Annotated in this window: 18 protein-coding genes, 1 tRNA gene and 2 pseudogenes; 11 read left to right on the top strand and 10 right to left on the bottom strand. The window is 57.1% G+C overall.

What is annotated here, in order from left to right:
• The first annotated feature begins 192 nt into the window (after positions 1–192).
• Positions 193–1,053 carry a hypothetical protein gene (locus tag AB4Z43_RS08395; RefSeq protein ID WP_441936872.1) on the top strand — a complete coding sequence of 287 codons (861 nt, stop codon included), beginning with the start codon at positions 193–195 and terminating at the stop codon, positions 1,051–1,053.
• On the opposite strand, the gene AB4Z43_RS08400 is transcribed toward AB4Z43_RS08395, so the two are convergent.
• Both AB4Z43_RS08400 and AB4Z43_RS08405 read right to left on the bottom strand, forming a co-directional pair.
• Positions 1,050–2,357 (bottom strand): DNA cytosine methyltransferase, encoded by a 1,308-nt coding sequence (locus tag AB4Z43_RS08400; protein WP_441936874.1) that lies wholly within the window; start codon positions 2,355–2,357, stop codon positions 1,050–1,052. The genes AB4Z43_RS08395 and AB4Z43_RS08400 overlap by 4 nt on opposite strands.
• A gap of 16 nt (positions 2,358–2,373) precedes the next feature.
• A complete protein-coding gene (locus AB4Z43_RS08405; protein WP_441936876.1) occupies positions 2,374–2,826 on the bottom strand; it encodes a very short patch repair endonuclease in 453 nt (150 codons plus the stop codon).
• A 467-nt stretch (positions 2,827–3,293) separates the two neighbouring features.
• On the opposite strand from AB4Z43_RS08405, the gene AB4Z43_RS08410 reads away from it, so the two are divergent.
• A complete protein-coding gene (locus tag AB4Z43_RS08410; protein WP_441936878.1) occupies positions 3,294–3,533 on the top strand; it encodes a helix-turn-helix transcriptional regulator in 240 nt (79 codons plus the stop codon).
• A gap of 3 nt (positions 3,534–3,536) precedes the next feature.
• Positions 3,537–4,955, top strand: a complete 1,419-nt coding sequence (locus tag AB4Z43_RS08415) for a reverse transcriptase domain-containing protein (protein WP_441936880.1) — start codon at positions 3,537–3,539, stop codon at positions 4,953–4,955.
• 216 nt (positions 4,956–5,171) lie between these two features.
• Here AB4Z43_RS08415 and AB4Z43_RS08420 read toward each other — a convergent pair whose 3' ends face one another.
• Both AB4Z43_RS08420 and AB4Z43_RS08425 read right to left on the bottom strand, forming a co-directional pair.
• Entirely contained in the window at positions 5,172–5,714 is a 543-nt protein-coding gene (locus AB4Z43_RS08420; RefSeq protein WP_441936882.1) for a hypothetical protein, read from the bottom strand.
• 1 nt (position 5,715) lies between these two features.
• Entirely contained in the window at positions 5,716–6,651 is a 936-nt protein-coding gene (locus tag AB4Z43_RS08425) for a hypothetical protein (RefSeq protein WP_441936884.1), read from the bottom strand.
• A gap of 272 nt (positions 6,652–6,923) precedes the next feature.
• Between AB4Z43_RS08425 and AB4Z43_RS08430 the strand changes: the two are divergent.
• The 4 genes and pseudogenes from AB4Z43_RS08430 to AB4Z43_RS08445 form a co-directional block, all read left to right on the top strand.
• Positions 6,924–7,247, top strand: a pseudogene (locus AB4Z43_RS08430) (MrcB family domain-containing protein); the annotation flags it as partial.
• A 39-nt stretch (positions 7,248–7,286) separates the two neighbouring features.
• Complete coding sequence (locus AB4Z43_RS08435; RefSeq protein WP_441937078.1) at positions 7,287–7,967, top strand: protein NO VEIN domain-containing protein; 681 nt, start codon at positions 7,287–7,289, stop codon at positions 7,965–7,967.
• 269 nt (positions 7,968–8,236) lie between these two features.
• The gene (locus AB4Z43_RS08440) at positions 8,237–8,890 is read left to right on the top strand and encodes a DUF2726 domain-containing protein (protein ID WP_441936886.1); all 654 of its coding nucleotides are present in this window, start codon (positions 8,237–8,239) and stop codon (positions 8,888–8,890) included.
• Between the two features lie 102 nt (positions 8,891–8,992).
• Positions 8,993–9,523 carry a hypothetical protein gene (locus AB4Z43_RS08445; protein WP_441936888.1) on the top strand — a complete coding sequence of 177 codons (531 nt, stop codon included), beginning with the start codon at positions 8,993–8,995 and terminating at the stop codon, positions 9,521–9,523.
• Between the two features lie 263 nt (positions 9,524–9,786).
• On the opposite strand, the gene AB4Z43_RS08450 is transcribed toward AB4Z43_RS08445, so the two are convergent.
• From AB4Z43_RS08450 to AB4Z43_RS08460, 3 genes are all read right to left on the bottom strand, one after another.
• Positions 9,787–11,109 carry a hypothetical protein gene (locus tag AB4Z43_RS08450; RefSeq protein ID WP_441936890.1) on the bottom strand — a complete coding sequence of 441 codons (1,323 nt, stop codon included), beginning with the start codon at positions 11,107–11,109 and terminating at the stop codon, positions 9,787–9,789.
• A gap of 62 nt (positions 11,110–11,171) precedes the next feature.
• On the bottom strand, positions 11,172–12,137 hold the full coding sequence (locus AB4Z43_RS08455) for a site-specific integrase (RefSeq protein WP_441936892.1): 966 nt from the start codon (positions 12,135–12,137) through the stop codon (positions 11,172–11,174).
• On the bottom strand, positions 12,127–13,209 hold the full coding sequence (locus tag AB4Z43_RS08460) for a hypothetical protein (protein WP_441936894.1): 1,083 nt from the start codon (positions 13,207–13,209) through the stop codon (positions 12,127–12,129). Before AB4Z43_RS08460 ends, AB4Z43_RS08455 begins: the two co-directional genes overlap by 11 nt.
• A gap of 216 nt (positions 13,210–13,425) precedes the next feature.
• On the opposite strand from AB4Z43_RS08460, the gene AB4Z43_RS08465 reads away from it, so the two are divergent.
• Complete coding sequence (locus tag AB4Z43_RS08465) at positions 13,426–14,178, top strand: hypothetical protein (protein WP_441936896.1); 753 nt, start codon at positions 13,426–13,428, stop codon at positions 14,176–14,178.
• A 242-nt stretch (positions 14,179–14,420) separates the two neighbouring features.
• Here AB4Z43_RS08465 and AB4Z43_RS08470 read toward each other — a convergent pair whose 3' ends face one another.
• The 3 genes and pseudogenes from AB4Z43_RS08470 to AB4Z43_RS08480 all read right to left on the bottom strand — a co-directional run bounded on the left by AB4Z43_RS08470 (position 14,421) and on the right by AB4Z43_RS08480 (position 16,308).
• The gene (locus tag AB4Z43_RS08470) at positions 14,421–15,923 is read right to left on the bottom strand and encodes a site-specific integrase (RefSeq protein WP_441937080.1); all 1,503 of its coding nucleotides are present in this window, start codon (positions 15,921–15,923) and stop codon (positions 14,421–14,423) included.
• A 15-nt stretch (positions 15,924–15,938) separates the two neighbouring features.
• Positions 15,939–16,133, bottom strand: a pseudogene (locus AB4Z43_RS08475) (DUF6538 domain-containing protein); the annotation flags it as partial.
• Between the two features lie 85 nt (positions 16,134–16,218).
• Positions 16,219–16,308, bottom strand: a tRNA-Ser gene (locus AB4Z43_RS08480).
• A 368-nt stretch (positions 16,309–16,676) separates the two neighbouring features.
• Between AB4Z43_RS08480 and AB4Z43_RS08485 the strand changes: the two genes are divergently transcribed.
• From AB4Z43_RS08485 to AB4Z43_RS08495, 3 genes are all read left to right on the top strand, one after another.
• The gene (locus AB4Z43_RS08485; protein ID WP_441936898.1) at positions 16,677–17,396 is read left to right on the top strand and encodes a hypothetical protein; all 720 of its coding nucleotides are present in this window, start codon (positions 16,677–16,679) and stop codon (positions 17,394–17,396) included.
• 132 nt (positions 17,397–17,528) lie between these two features.
• Positions 17,529–17,852, top strand: a complete 324-nt coding sequence (locus tag AB4Z43_RS08490) for a hypothetical protein (RefSeq protein ID WP_441936900.1) — start codon at positions 17,529–17,531, stop codon at positions 17,850–17,852.
• Between the two features lie 219 nt (positions 17,853–18,071).
• The gene (locus AB4Z43_RS08495) at positions 18,072–19,061 is read left to right on the top strand and encodes a BMP family lipoprotein (protein ID WP_010911449.1); all 990 of its coding nucleotides are present in this window, start codon (positions 18,072–18,074) and stop codon (positions 19,059–19,061) included.
• The last annotated feature ends 34 nt before the right edge of the window (positions 19,062–19,095 follow it).

Here is a 19,095-nt window from a genome sequence, read left to right on the forward strand (position 1 = left end):
TTTGCCAGAGAGGGATTTTCAATGCCTTAGGCTGAGAACTCCTGCTGCTGTTGACAACGGATGTACCACTTTGATGTCACAGGCGACAACAAGGTTCCTCGGCGCAGGGGGATCACCGCATTTCGCACGACCATGCATGTTCCCGAACTCGATATTCTCCGGTATCTATCTGACGTTGGAGGTGGGGGGCGCATGGCGAAGCGGAAAATCGGGGTTGGATCGCAGAAGACAAAGGTGATCGAACACCTGTTCTTCAAGCACTGGGATGAACAAAGCCAGACGCTCCAGCAAAGTCTGATGAGCCTCGACGATGTGGCCGATGCGATCCGAGACTGTAACAAGAGCTATGGCTCCAACTTGAGCGCCAAGAACCCGGCGAATTTCATGAAGGACCTGATGCGGGGGGTCAACGCCTCCGCGAACTGGCCTGAGGCAGTTGCCAAGATGAGATACACCGCTGTCCAACGCACAGGCTCAGGCGATGTCTTTGAGTTCATCCCCTATCTCGCAGGACAGAGTGAACCCTTCCCCGATGCCTTCAAGCTCACCGACACTGCCCCCCGTTATCCCGTTCAGTCGATCAGTCTCCCGTTGGTGACGAAGATGTTGGGGCGGTCGGACGAAGCGTGGCTCATTCAAACAGCCGTAAATCTCCGCGTGGTGGAAACCCATTTTGCAGTGGGATCGGCGTTGCCGATTTTAGAGCTTTCGCACCTCCAAATGTCGATCAAGTTGCGCCAGACTGAGATCGACGCGCTGTTCTTTGGATTGATGGACACTGACGAAGGCCCGACCCACGTGATCGTTACCTGTGAGGCGAAACACTACCGGGACCCGTTCATTCCGCAGCAGATTGTCAATCAGGTTCAGGCTGCGTTCGGCGCTACAGATGTCCAGATTGTCATTCCCATTGGCCTAAAAGCTATCAAGAATACTGGCTTCTATGTGACCGAATTCGAGGCTGTGAAACGAGCCGACGCTGCGAAGATGTCCGACCTGACGTTGGCCAGCCACGCGATCTACGAACTGAAACCGCCAGTTAAGGGCATCTAGCCCACCTGCGTGGCCTCGATTTCGTGCTGCTTCCGCTTCGTCGCGCCGCTCTTGCGATCCCTGCGACCGATAGGATTGCCTATGTTCCAGAACTCGGCGGCTTGGGACATATCCATGCGCAATAGCGCGGCGTCACCGAGTTCGATGGGCATTGTTGGTCTTGTCGGCTCCACACCAATTGCGGATATAATCTCTCCAGCAATCGCTCGCGCCATCGGCGGGGGGACTGCGTTTCCAATCTGTCTTGCGCCATGCCATTTTGTAACGTGGAACCTGAACCAGTCAGGAAAGCCGTGGAGGCGGGCCATTTCCCTCACCGTGATGCAACGGGGATGTTTGAAGTGGATCGGCCTCGGACTAGTGAACGCCCCGCGAGCGGCATCGGTGCCCGCTCTAAGCGTATTTGACACACCATCGGGTGGTAGCTTGAAGAACCGCGAGATTGGCTCCACTTTTCCGGGCTGAGTTTTCGCAAATCGGCGTCGGGAAATCTCGGTGTGATCAGTACGCATGCTTGAGGTCAGAACTTTCGGGTCCCAAATTCGGGGGTGTCCGAAGTGCCATGCGTCATTTCCAATGCAACGAAGCCCCCGTGCGTATTGGCTTGGTTTGCCCCAATTGCTGACCTTTACCTCGTCGTTAGCCAGTAAAGATGAAAAGCGTTCGGCGTCCGGGAGATCAGCCAGCGCATCATAACATGACGGACCAATGTTGCTGCCGCAGTTTGTGGTTCCCGCGGCATGAGAAATCGGAGCAGGGTACTCGGGCAAATGACCATCGCCGCGCGCTCCCATCAAGATGAAACGCTGACGATCTTGCGGAACACCGTAGTGCGTGGCGTTCAAGACCTGCCATTCTTTACGGACCGTGTAGCCGCATGTCTCGAATGCCTCGATGAGTTCTGAAAGGAACTTTCGATGACGTCCGACCGTCAGCCCCTTAACATTCTCGAAAACAAAACATTTTGCGTCCAATTCATCGACAATTCGGACGAAATCCCGCACCAGCGAATTTCGAGGATCGTCAAGGGCGCGCTGCCCGATCATCGAAAATCCCTGACACGGCGCGCCGCCGAACACGACTTCAACCTCTCGGTTCCCAATGCCCGATAGTCGTCGAATTTCTGCTCCAGTGAGGTCTGTGACGGACTGGGGAATGACGGTACAATGGGGGAAGTTGAACTTGTGGATCGCTGCATGGATGGGGTCGATCTCGACAGCGGCAACCACATCGAAACCTGCCTGTTCGAACCCGAGGCTCATGCCTCCGGCCCCTGCAAACAGGTCAATACCTATCGGGCGCATTCGAAAGACCTTCCAACTACGTCGTAGCCAAATCAGTTTCCCGACCCTCGCCTACCGAGCCGTAACCGTCAAGGAATGCGACAGCCTTTTCCAACGAGGTATCAGGGTCTCGCAACGCGCACTGCCAAATTACATGCGATAGCCATCCAGCTTCGCCCAGCGCAGCCAGATTTCTCAGATCGCGTTCTCGGTTGGCCTCGATCTTTGGCTGCCAGTAGTCGGGCCGACTTTTTGGCAAATGCCCCCATCGACAATTATGGCCATGCCAAAAACAGCCGTGCACAAAGATGACCTTGCGCCGTGCGGGAAAAACGAGGTCGGGTGATCCGGGAAGGTCGCGTCGGTGCAGGCGGAACCTATATCCGAGGCGATGAAGCGCCTGTCTAACCATCAACTCGGGCTTCGTGTTTCGCGTGCCGACCTGCGACATGATGTAGGAGCGGCGCTCTGGGGAAACATGGTCGGGCATGCGAAGACAATAGGCCGGTGCCCGCGATCCTCAAGCCCAATGCCTTCTAAAGTGAGCAGGGACAAAATTTCGGTGATGACGTTGGCTACTCGCCTCTGCCTTTCCGACGGTATTGCCAGAAGCTTCGAAAATCCGCCGTGCTCTGGGCAATGATGAACCAGCCGTTTTCTGTGACCCACAACGGGAACTGTTTCCAAAGCCAACGCCAACGATAGCATTTGGCAAAACGATTGAAACCGACTTCAAAAAATTCTGTGCGACAACTTATCCACAGGTCTAAGCGCCTGAAAATTTGACCATTTTGACGCATCTTGAGATAGGCTGATTGTCTCCGATTGACTTTGGCGTCCTATCTCAACATGCTGGGACCACACTTTGATCGAGCCATAAATCGGAGCGGTAGTTCATCCGCATCATCGTGTTTCGTTTGAACGTGCGCACTGCGCACAGGCAATTGGAGCACAAAGATGCCGATAAGAAAGTTGAGTGCGAATTTTATTGCGGCTGAGCAAAAAGTCGCGGCACGCAAAGCCGAACTGCAAGCCAACCCCCTGCTAACAGTTCCGCAAGCCGCCCAGTGGCTAGGCGTAAGCGTATCTACGCTAAACCGCTGGCGTTCTCTCGGTCGTGGACCAGCTTCCGAGAAGCTCGGGGGGAAAGTCTTCTATCCACTGTCAGACCTGCAAGCGTTTTGTTCCAAGGCATAACAGATGGAAAGCGTTCTTTGCGGTCAGGCTGAATTTCCGGTTTCCCATTTCGGCAAGATGTTCGAGGAAGATGCCCTAGCTGAATATGCGACGTGCCTGAAAAAGGAACGCAAGCTCTACGGTCGGCTGACGAAGGCCAAAACTCCATTGGAGCTTGCTATACGGACGAAAGAATACCTCAGCTCGCAATCGTGCAAATTCGTGGCGATGGTCGATCAGGCTATGAGCCGGCCTTGGCCCGTGCGCCAACCGATCTCAGCGTACAGAACACTTGCAAAAGCGCTTTCGCTGTTTTCACCGATCTTGGAAGTCGTTGAGTTCTGGGACAAGCCGAAAGGCGGGAACAAAGGGAGCCGCAGGCTCCTCGATTTCGGTCCTATGAACCGCGCGGCCCAGCTGATGGTGAAGCGTGTTTTGAGCGCAAAATGGAACCGCAAACCCTTTCAATTTGGCGTTCAGCGCTTTGGGCAGGCGGCGGCTATTTCGCTCGTTCGATCCAAGATCCTCGACGGGTACGTTCACGTGTCAAAACTCGACTGCAAAAATTTCTTCGGCAGCTTTTCGCGGGAGGGAGTTGCTAAAATCCTTCCGCTTCCCGAAGCCGTTGTCGCGAATGTGGCGATGCCGGACAATCTCCAACTCAAGCCCAAGAAAGGAGAAAAGAAAGGTCCAGCGGACCTACTGTGTGTAACCGGGTGTGCTTCTACTCCACCACCACATCCCATCCCCGGCCAGTCCGCGTTGCCGCAAGGTGCGCTGTGCTCCAACATCATCGCCGACTACGTCATATCACAGCTCGACATTTCAATGCCGACTGGAGTGGCTCTAGTCATGTTCGTGGATGACATCCTCATCATGGCAAAGAAGGCAAGCGATCTTGAGCCAGCGAAGAATGCCTTGCTTCTCGCATTCGCTGAGAGCGCGGCTGGCGATTTTGTTTTCGAAGTGTCCGAGGAAACTCTCCAAGACGCAAACCTAAGTTTCCTCGGATACCTTCTTTGGATCATCCCCGGCGGGAAATTGTCGATAGGCCCTAGCTTCCAAAATCGTTGGAAGTTCACGGACCAGATAAAAAAGCGCGAGCGCCGGCTCGCGCGCATCCACAAGAAAAAGGCGTCACCCGAACCCCTAATCGAAGCGATTGGCGACTACTACATCTATCGCCTTTCGTGGGTGATGGCGTTCAGCGCATCTAATTTTTATTCTGAAATGGTGGTAGCTGCCGTGCAGCGGCTGGCACAGCTTTGCAATAAGTATGCCGTGAATTTGTCCGACCTGCACAAGCTCGTGGGGGCCATCGCTCAGCAGAGCGTGATCAAGACGCCGAAGGTAGCCGGCGGTTACAGTGAAACGATCACCATTGTTGATTTTGGAGAGCTGATCGGTGAGAGCGCAGCGGCGGCGAGCGATATTCAGCAATGAAACGGGACCACCTCGAACCAAAACAATATTCTTTAGAGGGCTCCGATGCGCGCCTTCTATCTGCAACTGGTTTCACGGGATTTCCCAAATGCTACCAACCTTTGCCAGCCAGCGAGCACAGGGTAGATGAATACACTTGGTAGGCCGCATCCTGTGCGGTCGATAGGAAGCGGCAGCCCAAGGGTCAAAGATGTGCGTTGAAATCCGTAGCCCACGCTAGGATCGTATCTTTTGGCCCTTGTCCAACGACGCCTTCGCGTCCTTCACCACCTGAGGCTTTGTGCTTTCGAGAGCGGCCTCGTACCGCTCCATCTGTATTTTCATTAGTGAGCCGGGAAGCGTGAACGAAGCTAATAAGACAAACGTGGCGAGGCTCAGGAAACCCGTCCGCAGCCACCAAAGTACTTCGGTGCTGGAACTGGGAACTAGGAACATCGCAAGGGCTGTTCCAAGCGTGACGAGATAGAGGAAAAAAAGAACTTTCTGACGGAACAGCTGCCTTTGGATGGTCGCTTTCATCAACTGCAACTCCTGCCAATCTTTGGCCTGCTGCAATGTAGGCTCAGCAATGAAAGTGATGACGGCGATCAAGAACCCTGCAAGGATTGAAAAGATCGTGACGACCGTGTTTACGGCATCTGCGTTGTTCGCGATGGAAGGCCCGAAAAGGTAACCCACCAACCCAGATGTCAGCAACGCCAGAACAATCTTGATCGTCMTGCCCCAGTCTATACCGGGCCCATCACGCCGAAGTTGCACCTCAAGCCTCCAGTTGACCGTTCGCTGCCAACTCCTGCATATACTGCCGCATCTTCGTCCATGCTTCGTCAGCGCTGACCGAATTGGCTATGGCGTCAACGCTGACCCGCTTTCTTACGGCCACCTCGTCAGGGCTGATGCTTTGGCCGTCCCTCAGTTGGATCAGAAAGTCGTCCGCTTCCTCATCCTCGGCAACCTCATAGCCCAGATGGTCGAGGCCCGTCTTTGCTGCGAGCAGATCGCCCTTTTTTATATTGATCGAAACTGTAACCGTCCCGGCCTCAGCTTCCCTTATCCGAGCAAGCTGATCGTCCTGCGCGATAAGAGCCCCTAATGTCGAAGCCGCAGCTCGTTTTGCTCGGTTCCAGATGGTGTCAGGGCCAGCACCGTCGATCAATTCTACGGCAGATGCCTCTGCAATGTCCACGCGAAGCGCCACGGCCTTGACGCCGATGTTTTCAATCATCGCCAACTTGTCTAAGTCTCCGACCCGCGACAGCTCGAACTGCGTGGTGTGGTTCGGCAAACCGGCGCTGTTGAACAGCCCTCTGAGGTAGTTGCCGAGCGCAGCTGCGTTTCTCCCTGCGTTCATTACAATGACGTGATTGCCGCGCACGAGTGCCATGAAATCGGCGTTCAAAAAGTTCTCGTCAGCGTCTGGCGGGCGCTCACCGACTTCGGCGTCGGGCGCTGGAACCATGGACAGAACGCCAATCGACTGATTTGCGGTGTAGCGCGCGCATTGGATTGCAAAACCGTCAGCGTCGTATTGTCTTGATCGAAGACCACAGACGGAGGAACCATCGGCTTTCACGACGGTGCGCTGATGCTGTGTCGGAAAATGACCCCAAGCCTGCCGTAGGAACTGCTCGAGGCTATGACCTGCCGCCAACCATCTGACCCGGCGATACTCCAGCGTCCTACCAACCTTCGGCATTTACTTCCCCGGTGTTTTGCCGAATGTGGAAGCATCGGCTGAAAACTTCATACGCAAGTATCGCCAGCAACCTTGCTCGAACCTGAGTGCCGTCGAGCACGAAAGAAGGAGGCTGTATCAATGTTGGAGGATCGGTGATCCTAGGCTGTTTCATACGTTAGACGATAAGCCTATGGTCGGGGCAAGCACAAGCGAAGGGAGAAGCTGTGCACGACATATTGGAGCGCATCTGTGAACTTCAACCTCAGTACTCAGCTGAAAATACGCCTGCTATGCAGGAACGGGGTCGGTTGGTCAGGCGCAATCTCAAGACGGAACTTGCTGGGCTTCGTCCTCGGTTGGCTACGGCTTTGGGTTCTTTTGGCGGTGACGTTCTAGTAGAAGCCTCAGATGGGATTGGGCGGAAGACGGAGCTTCCTTGGGTAAGGTTCTGCTCTCGCGACATGTCGCCGAACCCAACAGAGGGCTTCTACTGCGTGACGCATTTCTCAACCGATGGGTCTGCCGTGCACGTAACAGTCGGGTGCGGTTCGTCCCGCTTCCACAAGGGAAGCTCGGTCCCGCTCCCTGATCACGAACTCGACGCACAAACTGATTGGGCACGGCGAGTTGTCATCGAGGAATTTGGAACCTTGGTGCCGTTTGACCATCTCGCCGATTTTGGCGCCAAACGCGCGCTGCCGATTTCATTCCAGCGCGCTACAGCCATGTCCCATCGCGTTGCATACTCCGACATCCGCGTCACTGACTTTGGCGAACTATTCGATCAGGCCGCACGACGTCTCCGGCCTATCTACGCAGCCCAAGCTATCGGACGCGATCTCACCGATGCCGATCAACGTGAGCTAGAAATTGCTTCCGCTCTGCACCCCTTAAATCGGACGTCAGGTAGACAGGGATATGGCCTGCCGGCACCAGCTAGGAGGGCCGTTGAGAAACGAGCGATGGACGTAGCTTCGCAGTTCTTACGCTCCAATGGATATGGAGTTCGAGACACGTCGGCCTCAAGCCCTTTCGACTTCGAAGCCACGTTGAGCACGACACGAATAAAGGTTGAGGTCAAAGGCACCACAAGTGATCGCGCTGACGGCATTCTGATGACTGCTAATGAAGTCAAGCTTCATCGGACAGAGAAGGGAAAGACAGCCCTTATAATTGTGTCGAGCATCCGACTGTCCGAGAAGGACGGTGACTATTCCGGGTCCGGTGGCACGGTTGAGTGGCTGCTTGGGTGGGACATCGATGAATGGCTACATGAGCCGACGGCCTTTCGTATGACCCGGCCCGCGATGACGAAGAACCTCCCTGCTTCCTAAAAGAGCCGCCCGGTGCACTAGAGTGAACATATCGCCGTCGCGTGTGCTGTGGGCTTGCAGGCTGTACTGCTCATCCTTGGGCTAAGGACAAATTCCACCACTCCCTATGGCTACTGGCCACGAGACTAATGACGGCATCGCAAGAGGCTTCCAAAATCCGCCAATCGGCCCGTCGAAAGCAGATCAAAGTGCTACCCCATTGGCATTGCTGACGGTCGGCCCCTTTACTGTTATAGTCGAGGTCCGATGCCAATGAGGTATCTTCCTGTATGCCCCCAGAGCTTGGTGAGCAAGCGCAGCAAATCTTTCCACTCTTTTGCGTCCTGCTGGCTGGCGTCCTCGCTGGGATGGGCATGGAGCGTTTCCTATCGAGGAAGCGGAGGCAGGCATGGAGGGAAAGGAACCGCTTGCGCTGGGCGAGAGAGCGCAGTGGGGACGACATCCTTAGCGGCCTGTGGGTTACCCCGAAGCCTGTTTCCGCGCCACCGAGACTAACTGATCCTGCTGACCAGTTGCGGATTGTCATGGGTGCGAACTTCACTGTTCAACCGCTCCTCAACAAGAGCGAAGTGCGCGTCTTCAAGGAACTTGATCGCATGGTGATCGGCTGCAATCCGGGATGGCAGGTGATGGCCCAAGTGTCACTGGGCGAAATTCTGCGTAGCGCCAACGCCGACGCCTACAGCTGCATCAACTCGAAACGGGTGGACCTTCTTTTGGTGGACGAGAACTGTCTGCCGCGACATGCACTCGAATACCAAGGTCATGGGCATCACCAAGGCACAGCAGCAGCACGTGATGCGGTCAAAAAGGAGGCACTGCGACGGGCTGGCATCAGTTACCATGAGATCGTCGGCGGTCACACAACACCATCTGAACTCAGACGACTAGTCGAAAAACTCGTGGAGAGGCCCAACGTCTAAGACGGCAAGTGCGGCCCGTCTCCAAGGCTGGCATATGGCTGGTCTTCTTGGGCACTCCGCGTGGCAACAGCGGGAGATTAATTTTCTAAGTGGGGAATGCCGATGAGCGAGGATGAACAAAAGCTGCGCGAGGTCTATTCTCGCTGGGCGCAAGAAACTTGGCTGCTCACTAAGCTCGCAGTTCGGAAATTCGTCAGAACGAAGCCCGGCGTAGTGGTCTTTATCTGTATTTTTATCCTAATCCCGGCTGTTGGTGTTGCTGTGTATTTTGGGGCGAGTGCGGCTCTCGACCGATGGAACCAGTATCATAACGACAGGGTCATGATGCAACGCCGACAAGCTGAGCTAGATCGTCTAAACACTGAAATCGATCAACAAGACAAGCGCCTGCATCAGATTTGCGTTGGCTACTATGACGCAAACGCATTGGCTGCCAATGGCAGCTTCGGGGGGCAGCGATATGCCAACTGCCGAAAGGCAGAAATGGACAGAGAAGACCCTGCAACTGCTCATATTCCCGACGTATGCGAGCAGAAAGTAGGACAGCAAAACACCGACGCTTTCGCTCAATGCCTCTTTGAAGAGGGCATTAAAATTTCTTTGGACCTTAAGGGATTATCCAATCGCCAATAGGCGCAACGTGCTCGGAGACGGCAAAGAACCGCTCCTTGTCGCGGATATAGCGAGCGAGCATGGTTTGCGTCTCAATCAAACCAGCGCGGGCTATAACTGCCCATCGTTGGGCCAAGGACAAAAATCCAAAATACTCCCTAGCTACTCGCTCCTGTCGTGACACGGGCATCGCTAGGGGCTTCCAAAATCCGCTAGTCTATCTCGCTTTCGGTGCCCGCTCTTGGCTCTAGTTAATTGAAGTTATCCCGGTTGATGCTCGCCTCCTAACTAACTCCTCGGCATGATTGGAGAAAGTTTCGGGTAAACCCGCTTAGGCGCAGTTCGGCAAGATGCATGGCCTCTGGATCATAGCGTCTGGGGTCTAGGCTCTGCTGTCCGATCTGAAAGAGGTTGCCGTTGCTGTCGAACATGGGCGGATGAGGTCCGGCGTCCATCCTAATGGGGTCAAACGGCTCATCACCACGGAGGGCACCGCTACGGTCCAAAAAACGTTTGCGACCAACTTCGAGCAGATAGTCACGAACTCCATCATGAGCTGTTCTCACCGGGAGATTGCGCCCCAGGGTCTCAAGCTCGTTATAAGCCGCGTGTAGCATCGCGGGCCAGTCCGGCAAACCTGCTCGGTTGAGTACTTCCAGTAGCCAGGCCAAGCTTCCCTTCTTAGCATCAACCTCCGCTGCATGCCGTGCTAACGCGGCGAAAGCGTATCCTCTGTTGTGGGCCTTAAGGAAAGCATCGCGACGAAGCCCGAATGGGGCAAACGCATCTGGGTGTCGTAGACTTTCAAAATGTTGCTTCGTCATGTTGAGCACTACGTTGGCCAGAATAGCGCCCCGCTCGTAAGCCCAAATGAAGTCTCCAACCCCGGAAAATTTCGCCAGCATATGAACCGGAGCGGTATATACCGTTAAATCCGACTGATAGAGAGCAGCAAGTCGCTCGTTCCTCCACAGGGCGCGTTCAACGACCGCTTCTTCATCGCCCAAGCTGTTAATGAGCGACATGCCAGCCATCAACTCTGCCCACGTCGCCGTCGTTTCGAGGAGCGACCCAATAGTGATTGGTTGCCGAGCCACTCGACTTCCATCTGCGCTGTCTGAAAAGACCACAAAAAAGATCGGGCGAGCTTCATCAATTGCCCCATACGCGTCGAACTCCTGACCTGCAGTAAATTCGATCCGCCACGGCATCTTGTGGCTGTGCGGACGCGGTGCACTAGCGACCACATGGTAGTAAAGGGGGAACAAGATGCGTCGCTGCTCGTCCTGTAACGTGACGACGCTCTTAAATAGCTCTTCCTGGTTTGCATTCGCTGCGTGGTAGGCATCGAATGCCGTAGTTATGTATTGCTGCCCCCAAAGCGAACTAATTTGATCTGACCAATGTGTCAGTTCGTGAGCGACGACCTCAACCTTTGGCCGATCCGCTGGGGTTGGCTTCCTTGATCGAATTTCTGCATAGCCCTCGCGGTCTAGGTAGTGGAAATGGATCGTAAGTGAGTTTGGGCGAAACTCTGCAATCGACGTCGCATTAGGGTAAAAGCTCGGAAACTCGCGGAGTGCCGCTGCGACGTCTTTGTAAGTCATTCCATCATCGTAAGCCATGCGCTCAGGACTGCCGATCAGCCAAGGTTAGGTGCCTACCTGGTCTATAGGACCCTTGCCGTTGCGATGTCATCGAATAAATCGACGGTGCGTAGATAAGGCGCGAGACCGGCCTCGCTCCGGTGCCCAGTCACCTGCCTGATCTTATAGCTTGTAGCGCCCGCCATCGCTGCGGAGGTTGCGAAGCCGCTGCGCAGGGAGTGAGCGGAGAAGACGGCAGGATCATAACCTGCCGAGCTGACGCGGACCTTGACGACATCACTGACGGCCTCGCCGGAAATGCGCTCGGGAATGATGTGGCCGTGCTTGTCCATGCCTAGGAAGATCGGCCCGGCCTCGATCCTCGCGATCTCCAGCCAGCGTTTCACAGCGGCAATAGGGCAGTGCCGGGTGCGCCCGAACGGCATAGCAATTTCGCGTCCCGCCCCCTCTTGGTCGGTCTTGCTCTTGCGGATCGTTACCAACGCGCCTTGGCCAGTGAACGAGATATCCCCCGCATCCAGGGCGACCAATTCGGAGCGGCGCAGGGCACAGGCCCAACCCAATAACAGCATGGCGCGGTCCCTGACATCCTTCGTGCGGTCTCCGAGCCGGTCGAGGATGGCGAACAGGTCATCGCGGAGAAGGGCCTGCGCCTGCCGTTGCTTAACCCCAAGGGTTCGGCGCACGCCGCGCAATGTTGCGCGCACCAACTCGCTTTTGGTCGGGTCATCGGCATTGATGGCTCGATGGGCTTTGCTGATTGAGGCCAGCCGCCGCTGTAAGGTCGCCACAGCATAGGTCTGTGCACCCTCCGCCAGGTACGCCGCGACCGCTTCCGGGGTCGCGGGGAACCGCCTACCGGTTGCCTCGAAATGGGCAATGTCCAGCCGGTAGGCTCTCTTGCTCGCATCAGCCAGCGAGGCGGTGACGAGGCGCTGCACATCGGCAGGCAGCACATCCGCCAACGCGTCGTAGCCCATCGAGACGCGTGTCAGGTTTCCAGTATCAGTGAGACGCTCAGCGAACATCGGCGCGTTCCTCGTCCAGCGTGGGGAGTTCACCTCGAACCATGTCGAGAAAGGCAGCGGGATCGGGTAGCTTCATGCCGTGGTAGCCATGGTCGGCCAGCCGCCGTAGCGTGGCGGCGCATGGCCATTGGACACGCTGTCGAACCGGTCCGCCTTCGATACGAAAGATCGCGCCATGCAAAACCGCCACACGGCGCTCGGCGGTGACGTGCTTGCGAAGCCAGCGGGTGCTTACGGTATCCCGGCGAAGGAACCGCCCCAGTGCCGCCTTGCCCTCGTAGCTGAACCCGTCAAGGCAATAGGTAGGCACCCCGTTCCGAGCAATCATGACCGACGGAAACTCATCATCGGCGACGGGAAGTACCCCGGCAGGACGGGCGCGACTGACGAGGGGCAGCAGAATAGGCAATGCCTCCCGCGTCCGCTTCCAACCCTGCTCGGCCAGCATGACAATGTCGTGGTCGATGCCAGCGGACCGCATAGCGGCGAACAGTGCCTTGGGGTTGGCGGCGGCTCCCGCGACCTGTCCATTCCATCGTGTGCCGGAGGCGTGTAGCGCGGCCAGGGAAGCCCCCAGGAGGGCACCACGGCCTTCGACGCGGGACAGATGCTCAGGGAGAGTTTCGCGCGCCATGTCGCCCCGTAGGGCTTCAAGCTCGTGGCGATGGGAGACGGCTATCAGGAGATCGTCGGCGGCTCTGCACTTTGGGGCGGCACACATCCGGGCGACAACTAGACTGGCTACTCTGTGCTCCCCGCCAAAGTCACGACGGAAGGTCCTGCCAGCCGTTGCGGCCATGACCAGCTTGACGCATTCAAGGTCGGCCAGGCCGATGTCCTCGACCACTATCCCCGCGATCCTGCGCCATAGCTTTGCCGGATCGAACTTCAACAGGGTCGCGACGGCTCGGGTAGCCAGATCGACATTACCCCGACGAATGCCCTTCTGCATCGCAGACATAGCGACCCATGGCGACGCGTGCAGGGGCTCGGGAGCTGGGCCTTTGTAGTCCGACGTCAGCACTCGGAAAATTGGATCGGCGGGGTCAAGCAGCGGCAGAGGTTGGAACATCTTGGGTCTCCCGGTTTCGAGGGAGGACCACAACCTGTTTCCCACCATTAGGCATGGCAGACCAGCACGATACATTCCAACAAAATCGGCACGCGAAAAAAGACGGACCAGTTGCGGTGTTACTTTTGAGCGCTTGATCCTCGATGCCGTGCTGATTTGAGGGTTAGCGTGGATTTTGTGATAGCCTCAGGACGGAAACCCGGGCCGATAATAACCATGCAGTCAAATCGTCATCTCTATCCAATTATCAATCGCGCCATATCGAACGCCGAGAGGCTAGTGCAATCATCTCTGCTATCAATCTACGAGGACAGCTATGTAGGTGACTACAAGGTAAAGCAGATTGGAACGGCGTTTATCGTATCTTGGACACGAAGGCCCCTTGTCGTGACTGCGCGCCATTGCTTGTTCGGCCACAACGACGATGAAAGCCCGGAAGTGAAAAGCATTTTTTTGGGGGGGCGTTTGCAGCGCATCGCTGCTGTTCGGTCGGGCGTCATCATGTCAGTGCCGGAATTCGACATTGCTGCATTCTTTGTGGATGGCATTCCTCAAAGCAGGTGCCTCCCACAATCAGCGTTAGATCACTCCGGTGGAATTCCGCACGTAGCGAGTTTGTTTGGCTTCCTTTCAAAGGACTTCAATCGCACTGCGTCAACGGGGGAGCTCAAACCAACACCGTACTTTATTACGTTGACCAACCCGAAAGATCGGCGTCCCGGCTATATTGAGTACCCGTACAATATTCGCAAGGGGATCGACGCTCAGAGCGGATTGCGGATAATGAAACCTGTCCCAAAGGGCTTGTCCGGTAGCCCAATGCTCGACACTGCAGACCTTTGGAGAGGGCGCGTGAAAGTCGCAGGAGTGTTGACCGAGTATCGTACTTCGGGCTTGGTGGTAGGCGAGGACGTCAAAAAGGTCTGCGAGCTCGTACGTGACCAGAGCTTTGGGCAACCCGCGACATAGTACTCCAGCTGAGCATCGCTAAAGCGCAGCCTAGCGCACGGGACCTAAGGCTCATGTCGCTCCAGTTAGGCGGGTTCGATTGTCACTCAGCGACTACCTAGACCGCTACATCCCTACGCCGAGCACTGCCTTGCAAACCATGAGGTTTCGGTCGCGAAATCGACATCGCCAAGCAGGGTGTCGTTAGTGTCCCGCGTGCATACACAGCGACATGTGTGATGTCCCTGCAGATTGGGCTTTCCTTATCGAAATGGGATTAGATGCGTCAGATCAAGATCGTATTGCACGCGATCAATGGCAGCCTTCAAATTCGATAGCGGCAAGCCTCTGCCATATTCTCCATGAGGGGTTCGGTCGGCATGGCCCATCAACTGGCGAGCTGCCGTTTCAGAGACCTCTCCGGCGTAAAGCGCATCTTTGAAATTGTGACGGAAGCTGTGAAAAACCGTCTCGCTGGTGTGGAATTTTACTGCTCGCGCATACCGGCCCCACCACTTGGAAAAGGTGTGGCTCCAGTAGCCTCCCGCGCCGGCCTCTATGTCCGGGAACAAGCGCTTCGTGCCACTGAGCTTCAAGGACGCCACATGGTCGCCGAACCCGATTTCCAACAACTTTGAATGGACGGGGATTTTGCGCAGGCTGGCGCTTGTTTTTAGCGTCTTATCCTCACTCCTGTTGACGTCGAAATAGAGCACGCCGTTGTCGGTGCCTATGTCAGCAACAAGCAGCTGCGCGATCTCGCCCAACCGCATACCGCTGTAAACCGCGATCAGCGGTATCCAGAACTTGCTATCCCGAAGGACCAAAGAACCGGGGAGGGCGCGTCTGGCGTCAGACTTAGAGCCAGTGAAAACGGGCGATTTGAAAATTGCTCGAAGCTGATCCGGCGAGTACGGGACACGACCATCGTCTTCGTCAATTTGAGCCTTTCCCACAACTTTGACCCCCGCACCGACCATCTTGGGTAGCAATTCTTCTTGCACCGCCCAGATCAGAAATCCCCGGAACATGGCGAAGTATTTGCGTTGAGTGCGCACGGATATCAGTTGGCCGGGATCATCGTCGCGGATGAGGTCGCCGAGCGAACGTCCCGCGTTTGAACTGAACTTGGTCGCGTTCTTCGGCAGCCGAGCAAGCCCGTCGCGGACCGCCTTTACGTCCTGACCCGAAAGTAGCGCGAATGTCTTCTTCCGACCGATAACTTCGCAAGCCAAATTCATGACACGTTGGTTGTCGTTGCGTGTTTTGTTGACCCAAACGTCGAACCGGGATGCCATGAATGTCTCGCAAGCTTCGCCTAGTGCGAGAGCTGATCCTTTGCCAGGAACCTCCATTGAGAGATCGGCCAATTCGGTGGGCATCATCCCCGCGAATATTGGGTCTTGTACAGCGGTCGAAGCGTAGTCCGCAGTTAGTGAACCGATCAGGAAGCGAAGCTGCTCGACGTTGGCGCGAGCAATGGCTTCTCGCATCAACATGCTGGTTGTTGCATCGGCTGTCTGCCCGGCTGGCAATTGGTCCGCGAGCAGTTGATCGGCTTTGGCGCTAACAGCTGGGCCAAATTGCTTCTTCATCAATTCGTGGCGCGTAGAGCTGAGGCCGGAAGCAAGCAGGTCAATCTCACGGTCGAGGTCGGAACCATCACGAGGAAGGTCGAAACTCCATTCAAGAGCTTGGTTCAGACAACGTTGAAAATATTCGCGAGCTATTGCGTGGATTTCGGCGGGCGACAGGGATTGGAGCATCTCGATACTCGCGACAAACTGATCGAAGCGGTTGCTAAGGTGTCTGCACCTCAGCACGGCTACCGATCTTATCGAGGTTGAGAGGGAAAACCTAAGCTCCCGCCGCTGTAGCGGCTCTTGCAATTTCAAGGGGATAACGCCCCTGAAATAAAAAATCTCTCCGCGCCTTTGGAGGCGTTCCAACTTTCGACGTACCAAATCGACCCCCACTGTCCCACGAAAGTGTCACAGGGCAGAAAACCTCAGGTCTAACGTTCTTGAAAAATCCAGCCTTCTCAGAAAGGTGGCTGGAAACTGGCGGAGAGAGCGGGATTCGAACCCGCGTTACGGTCTCCCGTAAACACACTTTCCAGGCGTGCGCCTTCAACCACTCGGCCACCTCTCCGTCCTTGCCTTCGCGCCAGCCGGTTTCGCCGCGCGGGTTGGGGAGATGCATCTCCTTGGGGGCGCGGCGCGGAGTGTCCGCGCCATGGACGCCGCCCAACCAGCGGACATCCTTCCCCGGCACCTGAGCCGTCGAAGCAACAGGCGCGGGGCTCATCTAGTCGATCCCGCGCCGAATGCCAAGCCATAACGGCACTCTATTCGCTTTGCCGGCCACTTGGCGGTTCGCGATGCGGTCGCCGCACCGGTTTCCGGGGGCGCCGGCGCCGAATGATGTGCACAGGCAAGGCCGCAAGAGCCGCCGCGCTTGACTTCGCCGCCGGCCGCCTGTCGAGTGAGGCAGAGGCTTTGCGGGGGCATAGTCCGGACATGACATCGAGCAGCGAACAACCGGACAAAGGGCAGGCGCCGGCCGGCCGCCGGGGCGGCGACCTTTTTTACGTCCCGGTGGGCTGGCTCATCTTCGTCATGGCGTGGTCGGTCTATGGCCTGGCGTCGGCATGGTGGCTGGTCGGCAATTCCGGCCTGCCCGACAAGATCTTCTATTTCCTCGTTGGCGGGCTCGTCGCCAATGTCATCACCATCCTGTGGGGGCTTTATCTGCTCGGCCTCGCCTTTGGCCGTTCAGGGCGTTTCCCCCACCATTTCACCATCTGGCAGATCGCCACCATCGTCTGGGTGCTGGCGAGACAGGCCTATGTGCTGACCGTGCCGGAATTCGTCTTCTCCGCCAGGAGCCTCGGCATCACCGCCATCGAGATCGGCATCGGCCTGCTTTGCATCTACCTGCTGCGCCCCGGCTCCGGCGCCGGGACCGTCTACGCCAGGCCGCAAACCGAAGCGCCGCCGGTCTTCGTTTCCATCATTGCCGCCTTGCTGGGCATCATTCTCGGCGCAGTCATCGGTGCCCTGGTCGGCTTCTTCGCCGGCTCGGTGATCGCCGATGTCGCCCAGGTAAGCTGCTTCGAAGGCGGCTGCGGCTATTTCGCCGCCTTCATCGGCCTGGCCGGGCTGGTGGTCGGCGCCATTGCCGGCGGCATTCTCGCCGTCTGGCTCGTCCATCGGCGCAGGCGCAAGCCTGTGGCCTAGGGACAGAAAAGCGCGGGCCTTCAAATTCGCGTATCGCGGTTGCGGGCGGGCCAGACAAATTCTATTTCTCGTTTCGGGACACGTGCCGGAGATCCCTTGGAAAGCACCAGGATCGGCCGGGGGAGAGACTGGATGTTTCGCTTCATTTTCCGCCTTGCCGCGATGGTCGCGCTGTCGGTCTCAGTCATCATGGCGGTGATCGACACGACGCGCACGGTGGCGGCTTCGGCGCTCGTGCTGACCCCGCTCAATGCCAGCTGGCTGGCAGTCTCGCCGGACACGCGGGCGGCCTTCGAAACCTTTGTCCGCGCCAAGGCCAGTCCGCTTTTGTGGGATGGCATCATCGCTCGGGTGCTCGACCAGCCGGGATTTGCCGTGTTCGCGGTGCTGGCCTTCCTGCTCTACGCCATCGGCTACAGGCGCCAGCGGCGCACCGGCCAATTCGCCGCCAACTGATCGGCAAAGGCCGCTCGGCAAAGATCGAGCTGCGGCGCGGGCTGCCCCTGGCACGCTTTTCCAAAAGGTCAAAATTCCGCGTGAATTTTGTTTCGGGCCGTGCCAGATTGCCGCCGAGCGGGAGGGGAATACACTCCTGGCTGACGTCGCATGCCTGCCGCAGAACCGGGCAGGCAGGCGGGGCGTAACGGAAAAAATAACCGACAGGGTGTGGATCACATGAAACGTATCGTTCTCGGCCTCCTGGCCGCAACCGCAATGGTTCTTCCGGCTTTCGCCGCGGATGTCCAGCCGGCCATCCTCTATGATCTGGGCGGCAAGTTCGACAAATCCTTCAACGAGGCTGCCTTCCATGGCGCCGAGAAGTTCAAGACCGAAACCGGCACGCCCTATGTCGAGTTCGAAGTGTCCAACGCCTCGCAGCGCGAGCAGGCGCTGCGCCGCTTCGCCGAGGACGGCCACAACCCGATCGTCATGGCCGGCTTCGCCTGGGAGGATGCGCTGAAGAAGGTCGCGGCCGAATATCCCGATCTCAACTTCGCCATCATCGACGACGCCGTCGACCTGCCCAATGTCCGCTCGCTGGTGTTCAAGGAGAATGAAGGCTCCTACCTCGTCGGCATCATGGCCGCGATGGCATCGAAGTCGAAGAAGGTCTCCTTCATCGGCGGCATGGACATCCCGCTCATCCGCAAGTTCGAATGCGGCTATGTCGGCGGTGCCAAGTCGGCCGGCGCGACCGACGTCATCCAGAACATGACCGGCGACACGCCGGCTGCCTGGAACGATCCGGCCAAGGGCGGCGAAATCGCCAAGACGCAGATCGACCAGGGCTCCGACGTGGTCTACGCCGCGGCCGGCGGCACCGGCGTCGGCGTGCTGCAGGCGGCGGCTGATGCCGGCAAGCTCGGCATCGGCGTCGATTCCAACCAGAACGGCCTGCAGCCCGGCAAGGTGCTGACCTCGATGATGAAGCGCGTCGACGTTGCCGTCTACACCGCCTTCATGGATGGAAAGAACGGCACCTTCAAGGGTGGCGTCGAGAATCTCGGCCTCAAGGAAGGCGGCGTCGACTACGCCATGGACGACAACAACAAGGCGCTGGTGACCGACGAGATGAAGGCTGCCGTGGAAAAGGCCAAGGCCGACATCATCGCCGGCAAGATCCAGGTGCACGACTACACGACCGACAACGCCTGCCCCTATTGATCGGCAGACACCGATTTGCGAACCGCCGGGTGAA

The organism is Mesorhizobium sp. 2RAF45, assembly GCF_052115225.1.
In the GTDB taxonomy this organism is placed as follows: domain Bacteria; phylum Pseudomonadota; class Alphaproteobacteria; order Rhizobiales; family Rhizobiaceae; genus Mesorhizobium; species Mesorhizobium jarvisii.

Coding starts and splice junctions, on each gene's coding strand:
- AB4Z43_RS08485 (WP_441936898.1), top strand. CDS start 16,677: ATGACATCGAGCAGCGAACAACCGGACAAAGGGCAGGCGCCGGCCGGC.
- AB4Z43_RS08465 (WP_441936896.1), top strand. CDS start 13,426: ATGCAGTCAAATCGTCATCTCTATCCAATTATCAATCGCGCCATATCG.
- AB4Z43_RS08415 (WP_441936880.1), top strand. CDS start 3,537: ATGGAAAGCGTTCTTTGCGGTCAGGCTGAATTTCCGGTTTCCCATTTC.
- AB4Z43_RS08405 (WP_441936876.1), bottom strand. CDS start 2,826: ATGCCCGACCATGTTTCCCCAGAGCGCCGCTCCTACATCATGTCGCAG.
- AB4Z43_RS08440 (WP_441936886.1), top strand. CDS start 8,237: ATGCCCCCAGAGCTTGGTGAGCAAGCGCAGCAAATCTTTCCACTCTTT.
- AB4Z43_RS08450 (WP_441936890.1), bottom strand. CDS start 11,109: ATGACTTACAAAGACGTCGCAGCGGCACTCCGCGAGTTTCCGAGCTTT.
- AB4Z43_RS08445 (WP_441936888.1), top strand. CDS start 8,993: ATGAGCGAGGATGAACAAAAGCTGCGCGAGGTCTATTCTCGCTGGGCG.
- AB4Z43_RS08495 (WP_010911449.1), top strand. CDS start 18,072: ATGAAACGTATCGTTCTCGGCCTCCTGGCCGCAACCGCAATGGTTCTT.
- AB4Z43_RS08400 (WP_441936874.1), bottom strand. CDS start 2,357: ATGCGCCCGATAGGTATTGACCTGTTTGCAGGGGCCGGAGGCATGAGC.
- AB4Z43_RS08460 (WP_441936894.1), bottom strand. CDS start 13,209: ATGTTCCAACCTCTGCCGCTGCTTGACCCCGCCGATCCAATTTTCCGA.
- AB4Z43_RS08455 (WP_441936892.1), bottom strand. CDS start 12,137: ATGTTCGCTGAGCGTCTCACTGATACTGGAAACCTGACACGCGTCTCG.
- AB4Z43_RS08410 (WP_441936878.1), top strand. CDS start 3,294: ATGCCGATAAGAAAGTTGAGTGCGAATTTTATTGCGGCTGAGCAAAAA.
- AB4Z43_RS08395 (WP_441936872.1), top strand. CDS start 193: ATGGCGAAGCGGAAAATCGGGGTTGGATCGCAGAAGACAAAGGTGATC.
- AB4Z43_RS08470 (WP_441937080.1), bottom strand. CDS start 15,923: ATGCTCCAATCCCTGTCGCCCGCCGAAATCCACGCAATAGCTCGCGAA.
- AB4Z43_RS08490 (WP_441936900.1), top strand. CDS start 17,529: ATGTTTCGCTTCATTTTCCGCCTTGCCGCGATGGTCGCGCTGTCGGTC.
- AB4Z43_RS08425 (WP_441936884.1), bottom strand. CDS start 6,651: ATGCCGAAGGTTGGTAGGACGCTGGAGTATCGCCGGGTCAGATGGTTG.